Genomic DNA, 22,002 nt, shown 5'->3' on the forward strand with positions numbered 1-22,002 from the left:
GTAGTTTCGATTGATTCCAGAGTAGATGATCTTCATCAGAGGGAATGCATTCGGGACAAACATAATGGATCAGTCGCTGCAACGTGTTGGTGGCGTAACAAGGCCGTTCGACGTAACGCACCGGATGGTGATGCTGATCGCCATTCCCATGACGCTTGCTGCAATCACGACGCCGCTTCTCGGACTTGTGGACATGGGCGTTGTCGGCCAGATGGGACAGGCCGAGCTGATCGGCGGTCTGGCGATCGGCGCGCTGGTATTTGACTTCCTGCTATCGATGTTCAACTTCCTCCGCTCCGGCACGACTGGACTTGTGGCGCAGGCCGTGGGTGCGGAAGATGCAGTGGAAGAACAGGCGATCTTCTGGCGCGCAATCATTATCGCGGTGGTAGCCGGCAGTCTGATGATCCTGTGCCTGCCGATCATCATTGCTGTCTCGTCCACCTTCATGCATCCAACCTCCGCCACGCAGGAAGCCATGGCGACCTATGTGTCGATCCGCATGTTGTCGGCACCGGTTGCGCTGATCAATTATTCGATCCTCGGGCTGGTTCTTGGCCGCGGACAGGGCCTTGTCGGTCTCGGTCTTCAAGTGCTGCTCAACGGCATCAATATAGTGCTCTGCATCATCCTCGGTCTTGAAATGGGCTGGGGCGTCACGGGGGTTGCCTGGGCGACAGTGACTGGTGAAACGGTTGCCGCTCTCGTCGGCATGTTCATCGTGCTGAGGCATTTCCGCAAGGATGCATCCCTGCGTCCGAACCGGGCACGCATCTTTCAGAAGCAAGGAATTTTGCGCATGTTCGCGGTCAATCGCGACATCATGATCCGTTCATTCCTGCTTCTGACTGCCTTTGCCTTCTTTACCCGGGCGGGATCCGACCTTGGAACGGTCACGCTTGCGGCCAATGCCGTCTTGCTGAACTTCTTTCTCGTTGCCGGTTTCTTTCTGGACGGCATGGCGGCGGCTGCCGAACAGATTGTCGGCCGGTCGATCGGGGCGCGTTACAGCCCGGCCTTTGTGCGGGGTGCCAAGCTCACTTTCGTGTGGGGGCTGGTCATGGCGAGTATCATCGCCTTTTTCCTGCTGGTGTTCGGCGATGCGATCATTGGGCTTCTGTCCAAGGCTGAAGACGTTCATGCCGAGGCTCTGAAATATCTGCCATGGGCGGCGCTGACAGGCATTACGGGGCTGCTGGCCTTCCATATGGACGGGGTCTATATCGGCGCCACATGGTCGCGCGACATGCGCAACATGATGTTTCTGTCGCTCGCACTCTTTATGGTTGTTCTTTATGCGGCAAAGCCCGTGATGGGCAATCACGGGCTTTGGCTGGCTCTCAATCTGTTTCTGTCTATCCGCGGCGTTACGCTTCTGGCGATCTTGCCACGACGCTATCGTACAGAATTCATCGCTTAATCATGCAGACAGTTCGCGCCGGGCCCAGTCTTTGGTGTCCCGGTCGCGCAGTGCGGCGATGTTGGTAACGCCCTCACGTTTTACAGCGGCGGATAGGCCGCGCACGATTTCAGCAGGCAGGTTCGGGCCGCGATAGATCAGGCCCGTATAAAGCTGGACGAGATCGGCGCCTGCCTTGATCTTCGTCAGCGCTGTCTCGGCGCTATCTACACCGCCGACACCGATCAGCGGCATGTCAGGACCGACGCGCTCGCGCATCCGGGCAAGGACGATGGTGGAACGGTCGAAAAGTGGGGCACCGGAAAGCCCACCTGTTTCATCACGATTTTCTGCGCTTTTAAGTCCGGCGCGTGAAAGTGTCGTATTGGATATGATGATGCCGTCCAGCTTCTGTTCGGTTGCCTCGGCGGCTATATCGTCCAGTTCTTCATTGGCCAGATCCGGCGCGATCTTGAGGAAAACCGGACGCTTCAGCGTGCACATCTTGCCTTCTTCGTTTCGGGCTTCCAGTACCCGGCTCAACAATTCACGCAGGCTGTCGCGAGCCTGAAGATTGCGCAGACCCGGAGTGTTGGGCGAAGAGATGTTGACCGTGAAATAACGTGCCAGCTGATAGAAGCGGCGAATACCGGCAACATAATCGGCGATGCGGTCATCGGCATCCTTGTTGGCGCCGATATTGACGCCCACGATACCGCTCTTGCCTGCACGTTGCGACAGGCGTTTAAACGCCGCATCATGGCCTTCATTGTTGAAGCCAAGACGATTGATAACCGCTCTATCTTCAACGAGGCGGAAAATGCGCGGGCGTGGATTGCCGCTTTGAGGGCGCGGTGTGATGGTGCCGATTTCGGTGAAGCCGAAGCCCAGTTTCAGCAATGCATCCGGGACTTCGGCGTTCTTGTCATAACCCGCCGCCATGCCGAGCGGATTTGGAAACTGCAGGCCCGCAACCTTGACGGAAAGAGCCGGATCGTTTGGCGCGCCGCAGGTGACAAGACCTGTCTTCAGGCCAGCGATGGAAAGGCCGTGTGCCTGTTCCGCATCAAAGGCAAAGAGGGCACGTCGCCCGAGAGTTTCAAAAAGCCCGCTCATTAATCTTCCAGCTCCGGAAAAATGTGAAAACCATCATCGCCCAGTGGCAAGAGTTCAACCTTCAAAACAGCTGCAAGCGGCAGCTCGCCGTAAAGATGAGGAAACAGGGCTCCGCCGCGTGAAACTTCAAATTTCAATGCTGCTCCAAGCGCGGAAGCGTTCACACTGATCAGAAGCAACTCCTGTTGGCCTGCAAAATGTTTGGCTGCCGTTTCCCGCACCTGTGTTGCAGTAGAGAAATGGATATAGCCGTCGGCAATATCAACCGGAGCCCCGGTAAAACTACCAGCCTGTTCTGCTTGTGCCCAAAGGTCGCGCGGAGCGATCTTATAGATGATCTCATTGGTCATGGCTGCTCTCTAGACCGAAATTCTTCGGAAATCAAAGTCCCGCATGTTCGATTTTCGTCGTAAACGTCCCATATGATGGGGACATCTCAAAGAGAAGCTGAAGGGAATTGCATTATGTTGAACAGAAAGACACTGATGGTTCGTAATCTGGCTGCTGTTGCTCTTCTCGGTTCAGCGCTTGCTCCAAGTGTTGCATTTGCGCAGGAAAACGGGCGTTATCGGCTGGAAGGTACGGAAACCGGTTATGTCCGTCTGGACACACGAACCGGGGCGCTCTCGACCTGCACGGAGCAGCAGGGACAGCTCGTCTGCAAGATGGCGACCGAAGATCGCGAAGCTTATGAGAACGACATTGCCGACTTGCAGGATCGTCTAGAGAAGCTTGAAGACAAGGTGTCCGCTCTTGAAGGAAAAGGCGGAAGCGCCGCTTCTGGCCTCCCGACCGAACAGGAATTCGAGCAGTCCATGAGCTATATGGAACGCTTCATGCGCCGTTTCATGGATATTGCGAAAAGTTTCGACAGCGAGCCGGAAAGTCCGAACAAAGAAACTGCGCCGGGCGGAGGAGGAGAATGAGTGATTACTACAGCAACCGGTCAAGGGGGCTGAATGGTATTGCAATGATTACACCCATTGATATCGAGTGTATTGCGGATTTTTGATCGGTGAAGGGAGTCGAAAGAACTTCGGAAAAACAAAAAAAATAGATGCAACCATATAATGCGAGTGTTCCATGAGGAGCGCTGTCATAAATAAATAAGAAAATGGCGAATCCAAGAAAAAATAGCGATGATGTTAATGCACTTTTTATTGTTTGATCGACCAATTTAGAGATTATGTATTTAATAAATATACTACTCATATTTGTGTAGCCTCTTAATACTTTTAAGAAAAATGTAGTTAATAATTTAATCATCAATATTTCTCCGATGAATTCATATGATATTTTGTCTGCAAATAATGGTTTGTATAGATATAAAAATCCGGTTGCCGTGCCGAGAAATACAAAAGATAAATATTTTACATTTAAATATGAAATGCAGTGTGTCTTGTATTCTTTTGGCTCAAATATTTTTTTCATCATGCATCCTGTATGTGGGCAGCAATATGATTTTTAGTTGAAATGATAGCGACCCTTGCAGGGCCGCTAGAGCATTTCCTGTTTTAATTGAATCATTGGAAATGCTCTATCTGTTTGTTTATATGCATGTCTTTATCCCGAAACCGGTTCCCACTTTCGGGAGACATGCTCTAGGTTAAGCAGAGAAACGCTTTGTCGCCTCGATCAGTTCATGAGTGATACCGGGCTCGGTGACGGCGTGCCCTGCATCCTCGACGGTTCTGAGATCAGCTTCGGGCCACATCTTCTTCAACTGCCAGGCATTGATAAACGGCGTGCAGACATCATAGCGGCCATGCACGATCACACCAGGAATATGCCGGATGCGATCGACATTGCGCAGAAGCTGGTCATCGGAATCGAGGAAGCCGCGGTTCTGGAAATAGTGGCATTCGATACGCGCAAAAGCGATGGCGTATTGGTCTTCACCGAAGGCATCGACGCGGGCCGGGTCGGGCATAAGTGAAATGACCGAGCCTTCCCAGCGCGCCCAACGTCGCGCTGCTTCAAGCTGCACCTGCGGGTCACGATCAGTCAGGCGCTTGTAATAAGCGGCGATCATATCGCCGCGCTCGGCTTCCGGGATATGCTCCTGATAAGCCTCGAAATGGTCCGGAAATAGAATGCTTGCGCCGTTGGAATACATCCAGTCGACTTCAAAACGACGGATCATGAAGATGCCGCGCAGAACAAGCTCGGCCACGCGATCCGGATGGGATTGCGCATAGGCAAGGCCAAGGGTCGATCCCCAGGAGCCGCCGAAGACCTGCCACTTCTCGATGCCGAGATGCGCGCGAATATGTTCCATATCCGCCACAAGGTCCCATGTCGTGTTTTCACGCAGTTCCGCATGCGGGGTCGAACGGCCGCATCCGCGCTGGTCGAACAGGATGATGCGATAGCGCTCCGGGTCGTGCAGACGGCGCATGGTCGGTGTGATGCCGCCGCCGGGGCCGCCATGGATCATGATGACCGGCTTGCCGTCCGGGTTACCGCATTGCTCGACATGGATTCGATGCAGCGGAGAAACCTGAAGCATCTCTTCCTTGAACGGTTGGATTTCTGGATAAAGCGTATTGCGCGTCATGAAATGCCTTTTTGGTTCCCTTCCATTAGGCTGGTCGGGCCGCTCTTATGTTATTTTCGACACCAGCCTAACATACAATGCGGCCAGATGGCGGCAATGCGTATTGTGAAAACGGGTTAGCAACGTGAATTTTGGTTGCCCAAGCCAAAAAACGGCATAAAACGGAGTGGTTGGCTGATTGGCCTGCACCGCGAGGGGAGGAGACCTGAAACAATGGCGCGCGAGGCACATGCATTTCATCATTGCTGACGATCACCCGCTTTTCCGGGGCGCACTCAGGCAGGTCCTTTCGGGACAGTCGCAGAGTGTTGAAATCATCGAAGTCGGCGATTTTGACGCCGTCAAGAAACTGGTTGGGGAACGAGAAGATATAGATCTTCTCTTGTTGGATTTGACGATGCCGGGAGGAACCGGGCTTTCCGGTCTGGTGACGTTGAAGGCCTTGCAACCGGCGCTTCCGGTTATCATCGTCTCGGCGACTGACGATGCCGCCACAATCCGTCATGCTGTCGAGCTCGGCGCTTCCGGTTTCATCTCGAAATCCGCCAGCATGGAGACCATTGGCGAGGCCGTGCGTGCCGTTCTGGCTGGCGATATCTGGACACCTGCCGATATTGAGCTGGATCATCCGCACGACCCTGAAATTGAGGCTCTCATTGCGCGACTGCGCACATTGACACCGCAGCAGACACGTGTGTTGACCATGCTTGCCGAGGGTCTTCTGAACAAGCAGATTGCCTATGAGCTTGGCGTGTCGGAAGCCACGGTCAAGGCGCATGTTTCGGCGGTGCTGCAGAAACTTGGGGTCGACAGCCGCACGCAGGCGGTCATTCTTCTGTCACGCATCGGTAATGATGCCCTGAGCACGGATTGAATGACGGTCAACTACTGAGCGGCGTTCTGCGCTGACCTATTATCCTGCCTCGCATGATAAAAATGCGATAAAAGGGAACGCAATGCGGCGGGCCGAAGTGGCTTGTGCAAAACCGTGACGTTCTCGTCTTCAGCGCGCTGGCGGACTTCCTTGGAACGATCGGCTGTCAGCAGGATGGCGGGTATTTCCACCTGAAACGTCTCGCGCGCAAAGCCGATCATATCGAGGCCGTTTTCGTGTAGAAGATGATAATCTGCGACGATCACATCTGGCGGCGTGGAGTGGTCGGCACAATAGTTCTTCAACGCTGCTCCACTGCGCAACGTCGTTACATGGCATCCCCACCCGCGAAGCAGCGTTTCCATCCCGGAAAGGATGCTGGCGTCATTATCGATGCAGAGAACATCGAGCCCGGTCAGTTCCAGCGCTTTCTGCAGGCCGCGGCGGCTCTTCACGTCATCGGCGGGCACTTTTTCCTGCGAGACAGGAATGCGCAGGGTGAACATGGTTCCCTTATCGGGCGTCGAAGTCAGGGACAGCGGCAGCGACAGCAGCCTTGCGATGCGGTCGACAATGGAAAGGCCGAGGCCAAGCCCTTCCGCTTCCCGCATCCCCTCATCCAGTCGCGTGAACTCCCGGAAGACAAGTTTCAGCTTTTGCGATGGAATGCCGATGCCGGTATCGAACACCTGCAACTCCACAAAGGAGCCACGACGCCGAACGCCGAGCAGAATACCACCCTTGCGGCTATATTTGATCGAGTTGGAAACAAGGTTCTGGATCAGGCGGCGAAGCATATTGCGGTCCGTTTTGACAACGATGCTCGACGGCACAACGCGCAACTTCAGCCCTTTGGCGGCTGCAAGAGGCGTAAAATCGGTAGCAATCTGGCTCATCAGCTTGTCGAGGTGAAACACCGAGAGGTCAGGCTTGAGTGACCCGGTGTCCAGTCGGGAAATATCCAGCACCATACCCAGAATGGCTTCCACGGCCTCCAGCGAGGAATCGATATTACGTGCGAATTCGCTCGTTTCGGAGCGTCCGAGTTTTTCGGCAAGCGCGGTACTGTACAATCGCGCTGCGTTGAGAGGTTGCAGAATGTCGTGGCCGGCTGCTGCCAGAAAGCGTGTCTTTCCCTGATTGGCCTCTTCTGCTGCCGTCTGCGCCTTGGCGAGCTGCTGGTTGACGCGGGTTAGTTCTGCCGTGCGATCCGCCACGCGCTGCTCCAGCATTTCCGCTGCCTTCTGGCGCGTGACGTCGGCTTCGACTGCCGCCGTGATATCGGTATATGTCGCGACAATTCCGCCATCCGGCATCGGGTTGGATTGAATTTCCAGCACCTTGCCCGTCGATTTCATGTTGATGCGCCATGGCTGGCGCACAGCTGCGAGCGAGCGGATGACCCCGTTCTGCGCGTTGAACGATATATCGCCGCGGCGGTGCAGCTGTTCCACGATTTCCGAAACGGGTATCCCGACCTGCATCACTTCATCTGGAAGATCGAAAAGCTTGCGGAACTGCCGGTTCCAGAAAGTCAGCCTCAGATCCTTGTCGAGAACGGTAATACCCTGTTCCATCTGATCGAGGGCCGTTTGCAGCAGATTGCGGTTTTGCTGCAAGGCGGTCGAAGCGTCATCGAGGAGCTGTCGCGCGTCACGTCCTGATGCATCGCTCTTCTGCAAAAGCAGTGACAGTACAAGGCGCGCCGATGCAGAACCGACGGCTGTGCCGAGCAGCTGCTCCGCATGACGGATGAGCGGTGTGTCGACAGTCATGCCCGGATCAAGCCGCCTCTGTTCCCTTCCTTCAAAGCGCAGAAAGGCGCGCTCGACACGTTCCGCACCGAGATAGCGCGCCATGGTGGCTTTCAGTTCGGCAACAGTGACGGTTGTGCGGAAGCGCTTGAGCGTCGGCGTGCCGATGAAATAACGCGGCAGGAAGATGCTTGCCTGAATGCGTTCGAGCGGTGTCGAGGTTCGTGAAAGGGAACCAAGGATGTAGAAGAGCGTATTGGCTGCAAGGCTCCACATCACGCCATTGGTCAGCGGGAGAGCGTTGGTTCCGAAAAGCGCTTCGGGACGTAGCGCCGTAAAGCCAAGGAAGCCGTCGCGCAGAATGGCAGCATTTTCCGGCGCCATCGTTGGCAGCAGCAATGTGTAGGCCCAGACTAGAAATCCCGCTGACAGACCCAGCATGGCACCGCGCCCATTCGCATTGCGCCAGAACAATCCGCCGATGAAAGCCGGAACAAACTGGGCAATTGCAGCAAAAGAAACGAAGCCGATCGAAGCAAGATGGATGTTGTTGGAGGTAAACCGATAATAGGCGAATGCGAATGCCAGAATGCCGATAATGGTGAGGCGACGTGTGTTCAGAATGACTTTGGTCAGGTCTCGCTGTTCGGCGGCATGTTGCTTCGCGAGACGCCGGATGAAGAGCGGCAACACCAGATGGTTTGAGATCATGATCGAAAGCGCAACGCAGGCGACGATGACCATCGCCGTTGCCGCTGACAATCCGCCGAGAAAAGCCACCAGTGCGAGCCAATGAGCGCCTGCCGCCAGCGGCAAAGCCAGAACGTACAAATCTCCGCTGACATTGCCTCCGAGCGTCATCACGCCAATCAGCGCGATGGGAAAGACGAAGATATTGATGAGGACCAGATAAAGCGGGAAGAGCCAGGAGGCTGTTCGCAGTTCCTTTTCACTCCGGCTTTCCACCACGGTCACATGGAATTGTCGCGGCAGCATGATGATGGCGGCGGCACTAAGTGCGCTTTGTACGATCCATGTGCCGATGGATGTCTGATAGTGGAACGCTTCCAGCGCTTCTGGTGATTGGGATATCTGATTGATCAGTTGCGATGGGGCGCCGAACAGAAAGAAGGTGCAGGCAAAGCCAACGGTCAGGAAGGCGCAAAGCTTGATGACGGATTCCAGAGCCACAGCCAGAATAAGGCCGTTCTGATGTTCCGTGGCGTCGGTATGGCGGGTGCCGAAGAGGATCGCAAAGACAGCGAGCACAGCGGCAACGGGGAGGGAGATGTCTCCGAATATGAATACCGACGGATCGACGGCTGATCCGTAATGTTCCATGACAAGACCGACACTGCCGGAAACGGCTTTGAGCTGAAGTGCGATATAGGGGATTGAACCGACAGCTGCGATACAGGTTGCAAGAGAGGCTACACCGAAGCTCTTGCCGTAGCGGGCAGCGAGAAAATCAGCAATTGACGTGATGTGCTCGGATTTCGCCAGTCGCACGATATGCCGCAGCAGCCGGTTGCCGAGCGTAAAGACGAGAATGGGGCCGATATAGATTCCAAGGAACTCAAGGCCGCGCTGAGCCGATAAGCCGACAGAGCCGAAGAAGGTCCAGGAGGTGCAGTAAACGGCCAGACTGAGCGCATAGATATAGGGGCGCGGAGCGCTGTTCCAGCGCGACGTGCGCCGGTCGCCGATGCTGGCAACTGCAAAAAGCAGCAGCAAATACAAAAAGGCGGCGCCAATAATACCCCAGCCCTGCATAGCCAGCCTGTTCCCTCACTCCTCGATCATGATTTGACGCAAGCACTTTCAGTGCGTTCGTGCAAGATTATTGATGAAAAACAGTGTGTTTTAGCGGTTTCATCTTTTCTTTGGTAATTTTCGCCTACACACTAGGAGTGTGATCCCGAAGAAGTGCACGTCATTTTTCGGGATAGCATTTGAAATGGCAGGGCGCCTTTCAGTTTCGCTTCTGAGATGGGCCCTGCCATCCACTGCCAGTTTATCTGGTGCCCAGGTTGATTTGGCGAACGCCACCGCGGCAGGACGGCCCCAACGGTCCGCGTTTGTGAGGGAGACAGGTAATGCTAAAGGAATTCAAGGAATTCGCCCTGAAGGGCAATATGGTCGATCTGGCCATCGGTGTCATTATTGGCGGGGCGTTCGGCGGCCTCGTCAATTCCATCGTCAACGATATCATCATGCCGATCATCGGTCTGATCACTGGCGGTATCGATTTTTCGAATATGTTCATACAGCTGGCAGGTGAACCCAGGGCCACGCTGGCAGCTGCCCGTGAAGCCGGTGCGACCATTGCCTACGGCAATTTCGTCACGCTTCTCATCAACTTCCTGATCATCGCATGGGTATTGTTCCTTGTGGTGAAAGGGATGAACCGCATGAAGAAGAAGGAAGAGGCAAAGCCGGAACCGGAAGCACCGCGCGAGGAGGTCCTGCTGACCGAAATTCGCGATCTTCTGGCAAAGCAGAAAGCCTGACCCATCCAAAACTGGCGAACGAATGCGGGGCCTTGTGGCCCCGTTTTCTTTTGATCCATAAATACGCTTGATCGGACCATCACAAAAAGCCGCGTGATTTCGCTAACGGGCCTTGATAAGCACGAAATCAAAATCGAAGTTCAACGCGGGGAAATCATGACGCTCATAGCCAATCTTCGTCGGGAAGCAGCTCAATCACCCGAAAGCGGGATTGTGGCGGTCGCCAATCACGGACGCGGGCGCGAGGGGCTTATCCCGCTTTGGGTAGGCGAGGGAGATCTTTCGACGCCCGATTTCATCCGCGCCGCGGCCCAAAAAGGTATCTCTGAAGGCGAGACCTTCTATACCTGGCAGGCTGGCATCCCGGAACTGCGGGAGGCGCTGGCTCGCTATCACGCGCGTCATTTCCCGCTGCCCCTGAAACCGGAGAACTTCTATGTCACCGGCTCCGGTATGCACGCCATCGAAATGGCGCTGACAGCAACTGTTGGGGCGGGCGAAGAGGCGATTTATCTTTCCCCGGCCTGGCCAAATTTTGTTGGCGCAGCTGGTCTGGCAGGCGCTGTTCCGGTTCCGGTCGAGCTGGAATTCGGTGCCAATGGCTGGATGCTCGATCCAGAAAAGATCGCAGCCGCCATCACGCCGCGCACGAAAGCACTCTTCATCAATACGCCATCCAATCCCACCGGCTGGACAGCGGACCGTGAGACATTGCAATTCATTCTCGATCTTGCCCGCAAGCATGGTCTCTGGATCATCGCCGACGAGATTTATACCCATTTCTATTATGGTGGCGGTCGCGCTCCATCCTTCATGGATATTATGGAGCCGGATGATCGCATCATCTTCGTCAACTCGTTCTCCAAGAACTGGGCGATGACGGGCTGGCGTGTCGGCTGGATGACGGTGCACCCGTCACTGGGGCCGATCATTGAAAATCTGATCCAATATTCGAATTCGGGTGTTGCCCAATTCATGCAACGTGGTGCCGTTACGGCTCTCGATGAAGGCGATGCCTTTATTTCGATGCAGGTTGAACGGGCGCGTTCGACGCGCGATAGCCTGTGCGCAGCGCTGTTATCGACCGGCAAAGTTCGCCTGACGCCGCCTCAAGGGGCATTTTATCTTTTCTTCGGCGTGGATGGTGTCGGGGATTCCGTCAAGGCGGCCATCGATATGGTGGACAATGCCAATGTCGGTCTGGCACCTGGCAGCGCTTTTGGCCTCGGCGGCGAAGGTTTTTTCCGTCTCTGTTTCTGCCGCGATCCGGAACAGGTGGACGAAGCCGCACGGCGGCTCGTGCGCTGGATCGAAAAGCTCTGACAAATAAAGGCCGCTCGAAGCGGCCTTTTTATTGGAGAATTCCAGAAATTGTCAGCCGCCAGCCTTGGAGACCATCAGCGGAATGATCCGCTCGGAACTGGCTGGCTGCGAAACAGTGGGCTCTGCATAAGGAATGCCGAGTGCATTCCAGACTTCCAGCAAGGCATCCTTGAGACCGTCGATCAGGGCGTCGTCATGCAGAGGCGACGGCGTGATACGCAGTCTTTCGGTTCCGCGTGGCACGGTCGGATAGTTGATCGGCTGGATATAGATGCCGTGCACTTCCAGCAAACGGTCGCTGGCTTTTTTGCAAAGTTCAGGATCGCCGACCAGAATAGGCACGATATGCGTTTCGGACGGCATCACGGGGAAGCCTGCGGCCGAAAGCACGTCCTTTGCGCGCTGTGCCTGACGCTGCTGACCGTTACGCTCCACCTGCGAATTCTTCAAATGCCGGATGGCGGCCGTCGCAGATGCGGCAACTGCTGGTGGCAAGGAGGTCGTAAAGATGAAGCCCGGTGCATAGGAGCGTACGGCGTCAACAATCGCGCGCGAACCGGTAATATAACCGCCGAGAGCGCCAAAAGCCTTGGCAAGCGTGCCCTCGATAATATCGATGCGATGTGCCAGACCGTCGCGTTCGGTAATGCCGCCGCCGCGCGCGCCGTACATGCCAACAGCATGAACTTCGTCGATATAGGTCATGGCATTATATTTGTCGGCGAGGTCGGCGATCTTCTCGATCGGCGCGATATCGCCATCCATCGAATAGACGGATTCGAACACGATCAGCTTGGCGCGCGCCGGATCGGCGGCCTTCAAAAGCTGTTCCAGATGCTCGACGTCATTGTGACGGAAAATCTTCTTTTCCGCGCCTGAACGACGCACGCCTTCGATCATCGAGGCATGGTTCAGTTCGTCGGAGAGGATGAGGCAGTTCGGCAGCAGCCGTGCAATCGTGGAAATCGAAGCTTCATTGGAAACGAAGCCCGACGTGAAAACGAGACCAGCTTCCTTGCCATGCAAATCGGCGAGTTCGGTTTCGAGTTCAACGAGCGGATGGTTATTGCCGGAAATATTGCGCGTGCCGCCGGAACCTGAGCCAGCATTGCCAGCTGTATCGCACATTGCCTTGATTACGTCGGCGTGGTGTCCCATGCCAAGATAATCATTGGAACACCAGACGGTGATTTCACGGGCAGTGCCATTGTTGCGCCAGATAGCTCGGGGGAAACGTCCGACAATACGTTCAAGATCGGCAAAAACGCGGTAACGCTTCTCGGCGTGCAACTGGTCGATCGCTTCTTCGAAAAAACGGCGATAGTCCATAATGCGCTCCTTAGTCTGTGCACTAACTAGCGCTTTTGGCACTTGCCGTCCATGGCGCATTGATGGGCAATTTGCCACGTTTGTGTGAAGCAGCATTGATTGAAATCAAGCAAATCAGCTCGACGATCAAAATACCGGCGACGAAGTTTTCATCACGAAGCGTGTCGGAGGCTGTTACAGAGTGATCGGCTTCAACAAAGAGTTGCTTGAATGAAGCGCAACAAAATACCAGCTTTTTGTGACCTTCATTGAAAACCTGGCACCTTTATGAAACCAACGCGAACGGTGATGAACTATCCAGCCTCGGCGACCGGCGACTGGACTGCCTATTGGCGCGCCTCACCGATGCGATATCTGCGCTTGCGTTGGAGGCACGTGCAGCTTTCGGTTCCGCATCGAAAAAAATCGGCAAATCTGATTGCTGCATCCGGAAGCTTCGAGGCTTTACGGCCAGGCGATCTGCCGCTTGTTTGCGTGGTTCGCAATGCTGCGCCCTATATGAAGTCGTTTCTGCGCTATTATCGCGAGATGGGTGTTACGCGTTTCATCGTTGTAGATGACCGATCGGACGACGGAACGACCGAAATCTTGTCCAGTGCTCCTGATGTGGATTTGTTCACCTCGGACGTTGGCTACGCACAGGCTGACCGCGGACGTGCCTGGCGCGATGCCCTGTTCAATCTCTACGGACGCGGGCGCTGGTATTTGTCGGTTGATGCTGACGAGTTCTTCGTATTTCCGAGAATGGAGCAACGGGATATCCGCTCTTTTATCGAGGAGCTGGAAGGGAATGGAATTCGTCGGTGTCTGGCACCGATGATCGACATGTATCCCGGCGGCCTGCTGCGTGAAGGAGTCTTCGTCGATGACGGGACGAAATATCCGTTCGAGGTTTCGTCGCATTTCGACGGCGACGGCTACACGGCGACATGGGAGAAGTTCGGGGTAGCGGTGCGTGGTGGACCGCGTTTGCGCTTGTTCGGACGCAGCATGCGACTGTCAAAATTTCCGCTGATTTGGGTCGATGAAAAGACGGATTATCGCCGGGGCAGCATTCATGGGCCGGGTCCATGTTTCCGGAATTTTCTTCCGGCAACCGGTGCTCTTCTCCATTACCGCTTTTCTTCGCTTTCGGTCGGCGAGTTCAAACGTATTGCCTCCGAAAAGAGCCATGCTGGCGGTGCAGAGCACTACCGCGCAATCGTCGAGAACGAGCGTTTTTCAGACGATCTTTCGCTCGTCTATGAAGGTTCGGTCCAGTACACAGGCCCGGATTGTCTCGTGAGGCGCGGCTTCATGGCTGATTTGCACGACATAGAGCGTGGAGCCAAGCCGAGGAGCCGACTTAGCGCGTGAACGTTTTCCGCAGGAATTGCAGCAATATATCATTGCGCCTGATTGTAAGACGCGGAATGCCGAACGGATCATCATTTGACCGTGCGCGGCGTTTTTCCGTCGTCGTCGCGTTTGTATAGCCTGCCGCTTCGACGATCTTGCGTGTCACTGCGTTTTCTCCGCCGTAAGGATAGGCGAAAGACGTGACCTCACGACCGAGCAGGTCTTCAATCTTCATGCGTGATTGCTGGATTTGCGTGATGGCTTCCTGTTCGCTTATTTCCGGCAGGAGGACATGGTCGAGCGTATGGGAACCGACTTCATGACCAAGATCTGCCCATTCGCGCAATTCGGAAACGCTCATGCAGTTGGCGCGGGCAACGCCAATCTTCTGGTCCCAGAGATTGAAGCCGCCGATCTGGTTGGCCACGAAATAGTTCGTGGCGGTGAAGCCAAACTCCTGCAGCACGGGCAGGGCATTACGGAACACATTCTCGAAACCGTCGTCAAACGTGATGACGGCGACTTTGCCCTGTTTCCCGCCGTAAATGTAAGGAATTGCGTCCCTCACCGACAGGCCGCGATAACCCAGCCGTTTCAGCCAGGCCATCTGCTGGCGAAAGCGATCCGGGTGCACGATCATACTGCGATAGGGCGTGCGGTGTTGCGGTGGCACGTCAATCTGATGATACAGGAAAATCGGAACAGGCACGGGAAACCTCAGATAGCTGCGCGCGAGCGCGATTTTATCTTCCAGCGATAAAGCGGGCGCAAGATTTCACGCTTCAGCTTGTCGGGCAAGGAACGCGATTTCTGGATCGTGCTGCCGCCAAGCTGTACCGAGATTTCTTTCACTCCGCCCGGAAGGACGGATAGCGGTTTGAGTCCCGTAACCCAGTTCATTTGTGCCGTGGTATCGACCGGACGGTCGAACACTTCGGTTGCAGAGAGCAAGCGCTGCGCGGCTTCCCGCCCGACAAGCTGTGCCACCATGCCAAGGCCGACCGGTACAGGTTCGATGATCCGCAGTGTTTCGGTGTTCAGCACTACGCGCCCGCTTTCACGCTCGCGAAACGGAAAGCGGATGAAGCTATCGGCCTTGAGAATCTGGCACGCAGCGGAATAGGCAGCGGCAAATTCCGGTGTCAGTTCCACATCGTCTTCCAGCACGAGACCTGCATCCAGTTCCTGATCGACAATCGCCTGCCAGGCCTTCCGGTGCGAAAGAAAGCACGCGATTTCGTTGGTGCTGAGCTGGAATGGATAGCGCGGCTTGTGTGCCGATCGCCGATAAACACGGCTGATCGTTTGCGCATCGAGCGTGCGCCCGTCGATGGCGTTCACCACGTCCGTCTCTACCGGCAGCTTTCGAATGAGTTCTTCGACTTGCGGCCGCCGGTCGGTGGCGCGCTCCAGATGGATGATGAAAGCCTTGACGGCCCTTTGGGGGCCGTCATTCGCAGTGATGTCAGGACGCGTTTCGTTCATGGTCCTTATCTACCTTGCAGCATACAGAAAGCTCAAGGTATTTTGCAGATCAGACCGGCTTCCAGCCCGGCTCAACACTATCGGCTTCCGCTCGCCACAAATCGGCGTAGTCGACATTCTGCCAATCCTTGAACCACGGGCCGCCGCGTGTGTAATGCACCACTTTCGGCAGGCCGGTTTCCGGCTTCTCGTTCCAGCCTTCCAGCCAGTTGTAATCCGTCGGCAGAGCGCCAATTTCATCATCGGCAGCCCATTGCATGCGGTGCAGGTAAGCGCCGGTTTCGCTGTTGATCAGCTCCGGCGTCAACTGGCGTGTCGACGGATGCTCGCAGTTGAACAGCATACAGGACGACCAGTTCTTGCGTGGATAGCTGGTCTGCACCTTGCCATCCATCTTCACACTATCCTTGGGCTGATAATCGTGCTGAACGCAATAAACGGCTTTTGAAGGGTCATTGTAAGCTTGGAGGCCAGCAATATCGCCCAGAAAAAGAAAGTCACAATCGCAGAAAAGCGCCCACCCCTTGTAGCCCGCAAGCCATGGCGTGAAAAACCGCGAATAGGTAAACTCTGTCGATGCCAGTGGATCGACTTCCCGCGTGTAGACCCCTCGATCGACCAGGTCCTGCAACTTGATCGGCACGATCTCCAGCGGAATAGAGGAATGCTTCAATGCGGATGCTTTGGCGACTTCATATGCGATGGGCTCGCGAGAATCCCATCCGATGAAAATGCGTAACGGTTCACTCATTCATAGGCTCCTCTAAAGAGATTGTGTCGTGATCGTTCCCCACGTTTTCCGCCGGAAATTATAGTGATGGCGCTGGGTCACTGGATGAGGCTGATGCGTCCGGATTTGACCTTCTGCTCAACCCAACTGCGCTCATCTCCCCAGGTGTGGCGTTTCCAGCCTTCCCAGGTGAAGCCGCAGATTTTAACGTCCCAGCTTTCCTCCGGACATTTTCCGAGCATGTACCAGATGCCAAAAAAGCCGGTGCTTGGAAAGGCTTTGCTTATATTCTCGTCGGTTACACCCAGCTCTTTGCATCCGGCCAGATAGAATTGGGGCGGCATGATCCGGATTTCCTTACCCGCAGAGCCGACAACTTCGATGGTCTGCATAGTCCAGTCGCCACGCCTTCCCTTGAGACGGGAGAGGAAATTCGGACCAGGGTGATATTTGCGGATGATGCTTGGATGATAGGCAAGCATCACTTCCTTGGCCGCCTTGAAAGTCGGTGTCTGCACGAAGCCCGGATCGCGTAGCCGCCGCTGCATCGGCTTGCTTGAGGTTGCCAGCATCAGGAGATCTGTCCGGGTGCCGCTCATGCCGATGGACTTTTTTGGCTCATTGAAACGGACCACAAAATCGGCAGCATCCACTTCGGCAGAAAGATCGCGCGGCAAAGGCGCATTGCCCACGATGATCAATGTCTTTTTCATGCACTCCAACTCTAATTAGAATGAACCGGTGCCTGTGTCGAAACAGTAGGTATATCTAAATTAGAATTACATAATGATTACAACAATAGGAGGCAATTTCCTTTGTTGTTGGGAAATCCGGGTGAAATGCTAGGATTTCGCTGCAATCACAGCAGCCATGCAGGATATGCACTTCTCAAAAGACAGAGAAAGGCGGAAGCTCACTATCGGGAGGAAGATAAAAAAAGGGGATACCACCATGAATCTTCGCACCCATTTCCATCGCTGGATGCAGTATCGCGAAAATATTCGCGAACTTAGTGGCTGCACGGATCGCGAGCTTTCCGATCTCGGCCTTTCACGCACCGATATTCATCGCGTCGCCCGCGAAGCCGCTTTTGCTTGAACCAGCGGACCAAGGCCGTTTCCCTGTTTCGGGAACCGGCCTGTTTCGATCCGCAAAATCTTCCAAAACCTACACGTCACCCGGCTTCTTGAAGCGGATGTGAATGTTGTCGCCTGCGAGGTCGAAGCCTGCATAATTGCGCTGAAAGGCAATGAGCGCGTCGTTGACGCCCTTTGAATAATCGTCTTCCTGCACATCAATATGGTGCCGGTAGAGGATCCTGTCGTCCTTATAGAATATAACCTGACCTTCCATCATAGCCTCCTTCTGATGAAGCGCTGAGCAGAAATCCGTCGGCGGTTTCAGGCGTCATGCGCTTTGAAACGGGTGGGTAGAGCAATGTTCTACACACGGGCCTATGGCTGAAGAGGTGCCAAGGGCACTTATCCAGTCGGTATATCTATTTGAGATAGGCGATATGGCGGGCGTTTCAAGATGATGCGGTGCCGGTTCCGGCCTTGCTCAGTTCGAGCCAGGCACGAGCGGCATGAGACAGGAATGCGCCTTTTCGCCAGATCAGCGCCAGATTCCAGTTCACATCGGCGCCTTTGATCCTGTGGATGAGCACGCCGGGATGATGCCGCTGTTCCGCGATCATTTTTGGTAGAAAGCCGATGCCCATGCCTGCCGCTACGAGCTCGACGATGAAGTCAATCTGACTGGAGCGGACCGCAACGTTTGGAGAGAATCCATGCGAACGACATGCATCAAGGATAATGTGGTTGAGGGCAAAGCCGCTCTCGAAAAGAATGAACGGCAGGCTGGCAATGTCCTGCAGCGAAACGCCGTCACCGCGTGCAAGCGCATGATCGGTCGGGAGAAGCGCCACAACCGGTTCGCATCGCACATCCTGCCACTCGAAGCTGTCTTCAACCGGCAGAAGCGAAGCCGCAAGTTCCACATCTCCGGCAAGCAGCAATTCCTCCAGCCTCCGGCTGCCGTGCTCGACCAGCTGAATGTCGATCTCCGGATAAAGCTTCGTATAGGCCGCAAAGACGGGAGCGAAAAGCACGCTGGACCCGATGGGCGGCAGGCCGAGTTTCAGCAGGCCGCGCTTGAGGCCGCGGAGCTCACCCAGCTCGGCCAGCATGTCGTCTTTTTCCGCCAGCATGGCAACCGCGCGACGAAAGACAATCTCACCTGCTGTCGTGAGGCGGGAGGGAGAGATTTCACGATCCAGCAGAACCAGCCCCAATTCGTCTTCAAGCTGTCTGACCGCCTTGCTGACGGTCGACTGGGTCGCATTGATGGTTTTTGCGGCGGCGGAAAAACCGCCTTGCCGCACCACTTCGACAAAGGCCTGGAAGCTGCGCAAGTTCATGAGCCATTCTATTACGGAATAGCTGCAATGAAATCAATTCATTTCTAGAATAGCGCCAGAACGCCTATATTCACCCATGAAAATGCATCAGTCCCCATTGGAAAAGCACATGAACGCCCACAGCCTTTTGATCCGGTTTCGTTACGCACTGCATCACAGCCGTCTGATGCAGATTGCGACGCTGGTCGGTTTCTGGCTGGCGGGTGAGCTTTTCGTCCGCCTCGTCGGTCTGCCTCTGCCGGGGGGCATTGTCGGTATGGCGCTGGTGCTGGCGCTGCTCCTGAGCGGTCGTGTTAGCCTGTTCAGCATGAAGCGCGGCGCAGAATGGTTTCTGGCAGAAATGTTGCTCTTCTTCGTTCCCGCAGTGCTTGCAATTCTCGAGCATAAGGAACTGCTCGGTCTGCTCGGTCTGAAAATCATGGCTGTGATTTTGCTCGGCACGTTGACGGTCATGAGTGTCACCGCACTGACGGTTGATCTCTGCTACCGCTGGAGCCTGCGTTATGTCGCTAAGTAATCCGCTTGTTGCGACGCTTTTCTGGTCTGCCGCGACGATCCTGCTTTATCTAGCTGCCAAGCGCGTCTATCGCCGTTTTCCCATGTGGTGGTTGACGCCGCTCGTTGTTACGCCATTGTTGCTGATAGCGCTGGTCATTGGGCTCAATCAGAACTATCGTGGCTATTTCGGTGCTACCCACTGGCTGGTTGCGCTGCTTGGACCTGCAACGGTTGCTTTTGCGGTCCCGATTTACCAGCAGCGCGCAACGATCCGCCGCTATTGGCCGGTGCTTCTGGCCGGTGTGGTCGTCGGAAGTTCGTCTGCCATGGCTTCCGCATGGGGTCTGGCGCATCTGCTGGGCCTCAACGAAGCAATCAGCCTCAGCCTGATGCCACGTTCAATGAGCACACCGTTTGCGATGACCGTCTCGGGCGATATTGGCGGCACGCCTGACCTGACTGCGATCTTTGTGGTGCTGACAGGTGTGTTCGGTGCAGCTCTCGGTGAAGTCATGCTCAACTGGCTGCCGATCCGCTCCGCGCTGGCACGCGGAGCCCTTTTCGGTATGGGTGCGCACGGAGCCGGTGTGGCCAAGGCCCACCAGATCGGCAGCGAAGAAGGTTCGATTGCCGGGCTGGTCATGGTGCTTGTTGGTCTCGTGAATGTGCTTGCTGCTCCCCTGATTGCCCACTTTTTGTAAGAGCCTAGTTTTACAGACAATTCTTTAAAAACGCCCGGTTTCCGGGCGTTTTCTGTATTAGCGAATCTGCCTTTTTCTTGAGCGTCAACGTCTTTGCATAACTGATATGCATTAATGACCGTTGCTGCAGGGAAGGGGGACGGGTAAATATCTCTTCATCGAGTTCACTCCTCCTCCCAGAACTCGATAAGGAATGCGGCACTCCTCCTCCCAAGCCGTATTCAAGATCAGGCCGCGCATCCTCCTCCCGCGCGGCCTTTTTCTTTTTTAGCTCCCCTGCATCCTGCTTCGCTTTCAACTCCGTGCGTTGACAATGCGTAACTGCATAGCCCCATAGGCAAGCTGCAGCATCTGCTCTATCTCTGATTCAAGTTTTGAATCGGGGAGACAGTGTCCATGACAAGCGGCATCCACCACATCACCCTCATCACCCGAAAAGTGCAGGCGAATGTCGATTTCTATGCCGGCTTTCTGGGGCTGCGTATCGTCAAGCAAACAGGCGGGTTCGAGGATGCCGAGCAGCTGCATCTGTTCTATGGCGACCGCTCGGGCACGCCCGGATCGTTGATTACGTTTCTGGTCTGGGAAGATGGTGCCAAGGGGCGTGTTGGCCACGGTCAGGTCAGCGAAATCGCGCTTGCCATCGATCGCACGGCCATCGGTTTCTGGCTCGAACGCGCCTTGCATTTTCATGTGCCTTCCGAAGGACCGGTTCAGGAATTTGGCGAACCTGTTCTGCGCCTGCGCGATCCCGACGGTGTGATCGTCAAGCTTGTCGGTTGCGATCTTGCCGCCAATGATGCGTGGGAAAGCGAAGGCATTCCGCCAGCTTTCGCCGTCAGGCGTTTGCGTGCCGCGACTATTCTGTCCGAAGCGCCGGAACAGACGGCAGGTTTCATCGAACGTTATTTCGGTTTCAGTCCTTCGGCGAAAGAAGGCACGATAGATCGTCTTCTGTCGGATTCCGGCGACGCCATCGATGTGCGTGACGCCGGCGGCTTCTGGCCGGGCATCCCCGGCACGGGCATTGCCGATCATGTCGCTTTTCGTGCTGCCGATACTGGCGACGTGGAAAAGGCGGAGAAGGAGCTTTCGAAGCTTAATTCCAGCGCTGTCAATGTGCACGACCGCAAATATTTCACGTCGCTCTATGTCCGCGAACCGGGTGGAACGCTGTTCGAATTTGCAACCGACGCACCGGGCTTTGCAATAGACGAGCCGGTCGAGAAACTGGGTCAGTTCCTGTTCGTGCCGCCCGGTAATGAAGAAAAGGCCGATGCCATTCGGGCACGGATGCCGCAATTCGCTCTGCCGGGCGAAGAGCGCGTCATCTATCGTGATCTGCCTTTCGTTCATCGGATACACCAGCCGGAAGACCCGGATGGCAGTACACTGGTGCTTTTGCATGGCACTGGTGGAAACGAAAACGACCTGATGCCGTTCGCCCGCAAGGCTGCGCCGCACGCAACCCTTCTGGGGGTACGGGGACGCAGCACGGAAGAGGGTATCCAGCGCTGGTTCCGCCGCTTCGATCTGAAAAAATTCGATCAGGCCGATATTCAGTTTGAAGCGCAGGCATTCGAGGCTTTCGTTGAAGGTGCCGCCGCCGCTTATAGTATCGATTTGAATCGGACAGCTTTTATCGGGAACTCCAACGGCGCAAATTTGCTGGCGGCTTTCATGCGCTTGCATCCGCATGTGGTTCGCACGGCGGTTCTTCTGCGCGGTCAGGAGGTTCTGGAGGAGCAGCCTGATGGCGCGGATTTGTCGGATGCTTCAGTACTTTTGATGAATGGTGCTTCCGATCCGTTCGGCGATGAGACCGGAACGCTGGAAAAAGTCCTGAGAGACGACGGGACGGCGCTTACCATCAGCACGGTCGAAGCAGGGCATGCACTCATCGATGAAGATATCCTCATTGTAAGCGACTGGCTTCGGGACAAGATATAAATAAAAGGGCTGCGGAGAA

The 22,002-nt window shown here is 55.3% G+C and carries 21 protein-coding genes; 10 read left to right on the plus strand and 11 right to left on the minus strand.

What is annotated here, in order from left to right; genetic code table 11:
• Positions 1-64 precede the first annotated feature (64 nt).
• Positions 65-1,420 (plus strand): MATE family efflux transporter, encoded by a 1,356-nt coding sequence (locus OHI65_RS11295; protein ID WP_010658224.1) that lies wholly within the window; start codon positions 65-67, stop codon positions 1,418-1,420.
• Here the strand turns inward: OHI65_RS11295 and OHI65_RS11300 are convergent, their stop codons facing one another.
• Positions 1,421-2,515 carry a quinone-dependent dihydroorotate dehydrogenase gene (locus OHI65_RS11300; RefSeq protein ID WP_151688928.1) on the minus strand — a complete coding sequence of 365 codons (1,095 nt, stop codon included), beginning with the start codon at positions 2,513-2,515 and terminating at the stop codon, positions 1,421-1,423.
• A complete protein-coding gene (locus tag OHI65_RS11305) occupies positions 2,515-2,865 on the minus strand; it encodes a DUF952 domain-containing protein (RefSeq protein WP_231771314.1) in 351 nt (116 codons plus the stop codon). Before OHI65_RS11305 ends, OHI65_RS11300 begins: the two co-directional genes overlap by 1 nt.
• A 114-nt stretch (positions 2,866-2,979) precedes the next feature.
• Here OHI65_RS11305 and OHI65_RS11310 point away from each other — a divergent pair, with 114 nt between their 5' ends.
• Positions 2,980-3,441 carry a hypothetical protein gene (locus OHI65_RS11310; RefSeq protein WP_231771315.1) on the plus strand — a complete coding sequence of 154 codons (462 nt, stop codon included), beginning with the start codon at positions 2,980-2,982 and terminating at the stop codon, positions 3,439-3,441.
• A gap of 680 nt (positions 3,442-4,121) precedes the next feature.
• On the opposite strand, the gene pip is transcribed toward OHI65_RS11310, so the two are convergent.
• Positions 4,122-5,072, minus strand: coding sequence for a prolyl aminopeptidase (gene pip / locus OHI65_RS11315; RefSeq protein WP_264358869.1), 951 nt, complete (start codon positions 5,070-5,072; stop codon positions 4,122-4,124).
• A 229-nt stretch (positions 5,073-5,301) separates the two neighbouring features.
• Between pip and OHI65_RS11320 the strand changes: the two genes are divergently transcribed.
• Entirely contained in the window at positions 5,302-5,946 is a 645-nt protein-coding gene (locus OHI65_RS11320) for a response regulator transcription factor (RefSeq protein ID WP_010658229.1), read from the plus strand.
• An 11-nt stretch (positions 5,947-5,957) separates the two neighbouring features.
• Here the strand turns inward: OHI65_RS11320 and OHI65_RS11325 are convergent, their stop codons facing one another.
• A complete protein-coding gene (locus tag OHI65_RS11325) occupies positions 5,958-9,473 on the minus strand; it encodes a PAS domain-containing hybrid sensor histidine kinase/response regulator (RefSeq protein WP_264358870.1) in 3,516 nt (1,171 codons plus the stop codon).
• A 323-nt stretch (positions 9,474-9,796) separates the two neighbouring features.
• On the opposite strand from OHI65_RS11325, the gene mscL reads away from it, so the two are divergent.
• Complete coding sequence (mscL, locus tag OHI65_RS11330) at positions 9,797-10,210, plus strand: large conductance mechanosensitive channel protein MscL (RefSeq protein ID WP_010658231.1); 414 nt, start codon at positions 9,797-9,799, stop codon at positions 10,208-10,210.
• Positions 10,211-10,366: 156 nt separating this feature from the next.
• Positions 10,367-11,533 (plus strand): pyridoxal phosphate-dependent aminotransferase, encoded by a 1,167-nt coding sequence (locus OHI65_RS11335; RefSeq protein WP_010658232.1) that lies wholly within the window; start codon positions 10,367-10,369, stop codon positions 11,531-11,533.
• Positions 11,534-11,584: 51 nt separating this feature from the next.
• Here OHI65_RS11335 and hemA read toward each other — a convergent pair whose 3' ends face one another.
• The gene (gene hemA, locus OHI65_RS11340; protein ID WP_012090709.1) at positions 11,585-12,862 is read right to left on the minus strand and encodes a 5-aminolevulinate synthase; all 1,278 of its coding nucleotides are present in this window, start codon (positions 12,860-12,862) and stop codon (positions 11,585-11,587) included.
• Positions 12,863-13,150: 288 nt separating this feature from the next.
• Between hemA and OHI65_RS11345 the strand changes: the two genes are divergently transcribed.
• Positions 13,151-14,218: a glycosyltransferase family 2 protein gene (locus OHI65_RS11345; protein WP_264358871.1), complete on the plus strand. Its 1,068-nt coding sequence runs from the start codon at positions 13,151-13,153 to the stop codon at positions 14,216-14,218.
• Here the strand turns inward: OHI65_RS11345 and OHI65_RS11350 are convergent.
• From OHI65_RS11350 to OHI65_RS11365, 4 genes are all read right to left on the minus strand, one after another.
• Positions 14,208-14,909: a polysaccharide deacetylase family protein gene (locus tag OHI65_RS11350; protein ID WP_010658235.1), complete on the minus strand. Its 702-nt coding sequence runs from the start codon at positions 14,907-14,909 to the stop codon at positions 14,208-14,210. The two genes, OHI65_RS11345 and OHI65_RS11350, sit on opposite strands and share 11 nt — an antisense overlap.
• 8 nt (positions 14,910-14,917) lie before the next feature.
• Entirely contained in the window at positions 14,918-15,685 is a 768-nt protein-coding gene (locus OHI65_RS11355; protein WP_094514787.1) for a glycosyltransferase family 25 protein, read from the minus strand.
• Between the two features lie 49 nt (positions 15,686-15,734).
• A complete protein-coding gene (locus tag OHI65_RS11360) occupies positions 15,735-16,436 on the minus strand; it encodes a hypothetical protein (protein WP_010658237.1) in 702 nt (233 codons plus the stop codon).
• Between the two features lie 77 nt (positions 16,437-16,513).
• Positions 16,514-17,128 (minus strand): glycosyltransferase family 29 protein, encoded by a 615-nt coding sequence (locus tag OHI65_RS11365; RefSeq protein ID WP_010658238.1) that lies wholly within the window; start codon positions 17,126-17,128, stop codon positions 16,514-16,516.
• 238 nt (positions 17,129-17,366) lie between these two features.
• Between OHI65_RS11365 and OHI65_RS11370 the strand changes: the two genes are divergently transcribed.
• Positions 17,367-17,513, plus strand: coding sequence for a DUF1127 domain-containing protein (locus OHI65_RS11370; protein WP_010658239.1), 147 nt, complete (start codon positions 17,367-17,369; stop codon positions 17,511-17,513).
• 69 nt (positions 17,514-17,582) lie between these two features.
• Here OHI65_RS11370 and OHI65_RS11375 read toward each other — a convergent pair whose 3' ends face one another.
• A complete protein-coding gene (locus tag OHI65_RS11375; protein WP_010658240.1) occupies positions 17,583-17,768 on the minus strand; it encodes a hypothetical protein in 186 nt (61 codons plus the stop codon).
• Positions 17,769-17,943: 175 nt separating this feature from the next.
• Positions 17,944-18,834: a LysR family transcriptional regulator gene (locus OHI65_RS11380; protein WP_094514788.1), complete on the minus strand. Its 891-nt coding sequence runs from the start codon at positions 18,832-18,834 to the stop codon at positions 17,944-17,946.
• 109 nt (positions 18,835-18,943) lie between these two features.
• Here OHI65_RS11380 and OHI65_RS11385 point away from each other — a divergent pair, with 109 nt between their 5' ends.
• The 3 genes from OHI65_RS11385 (at position 18,944) to OHI65_RS11395 (ending at position 21,983) form a co-directional block, all read left to right on the plus strand.
• A complete protein-coding gene (locus OHI65_RS11385; RefSeq protein WP_010658242.1) occupies positions 18,944-19,351 on the plus strand; it encodes a CidA/LrgA family protein in 408 nt (135 codons plus the stop codon).
• On the plus strand, positions 19,338-20,033 hold the full coding sequence (locus OHI65_RS11390) for an LrgB family protein (RefSeq protein WP_010658243.1): 696 nt from the start codon (positions 19,338-19,340) through the stop codon (positions 20,031-20,033). Before OHI65_RS11385 ends, OHI65_RS11390 begins: the two co-directional genes overlap by 14 nt.
• Positions 20,034-20,429: 396 nt before the next feature.
• The gene (locus OHI65_RS11395; protein WP_264358872.1) at positions 20,430-21,983 is read left to right on the plus strand and encodes a VOC family protein; all 1,554 of its coding nucleotides are present in this window, start codon (positions 20,430-20,432) and stop codon (positions 21,981-21,983) included.
• Positions 21,984-22,002 lie beyond the last annotated feature (19 nt).

Origin of the sequence: Brucella sp. MAB-22 (assembly GCF_025908475.1) — a bacterium.
Classification (GTDB): Bacteria; Pseudomonadota; Alphaproteobacteria; order Rhizobiales; family Rhizobiaceae; genus Brucella; species Brucella anthropi.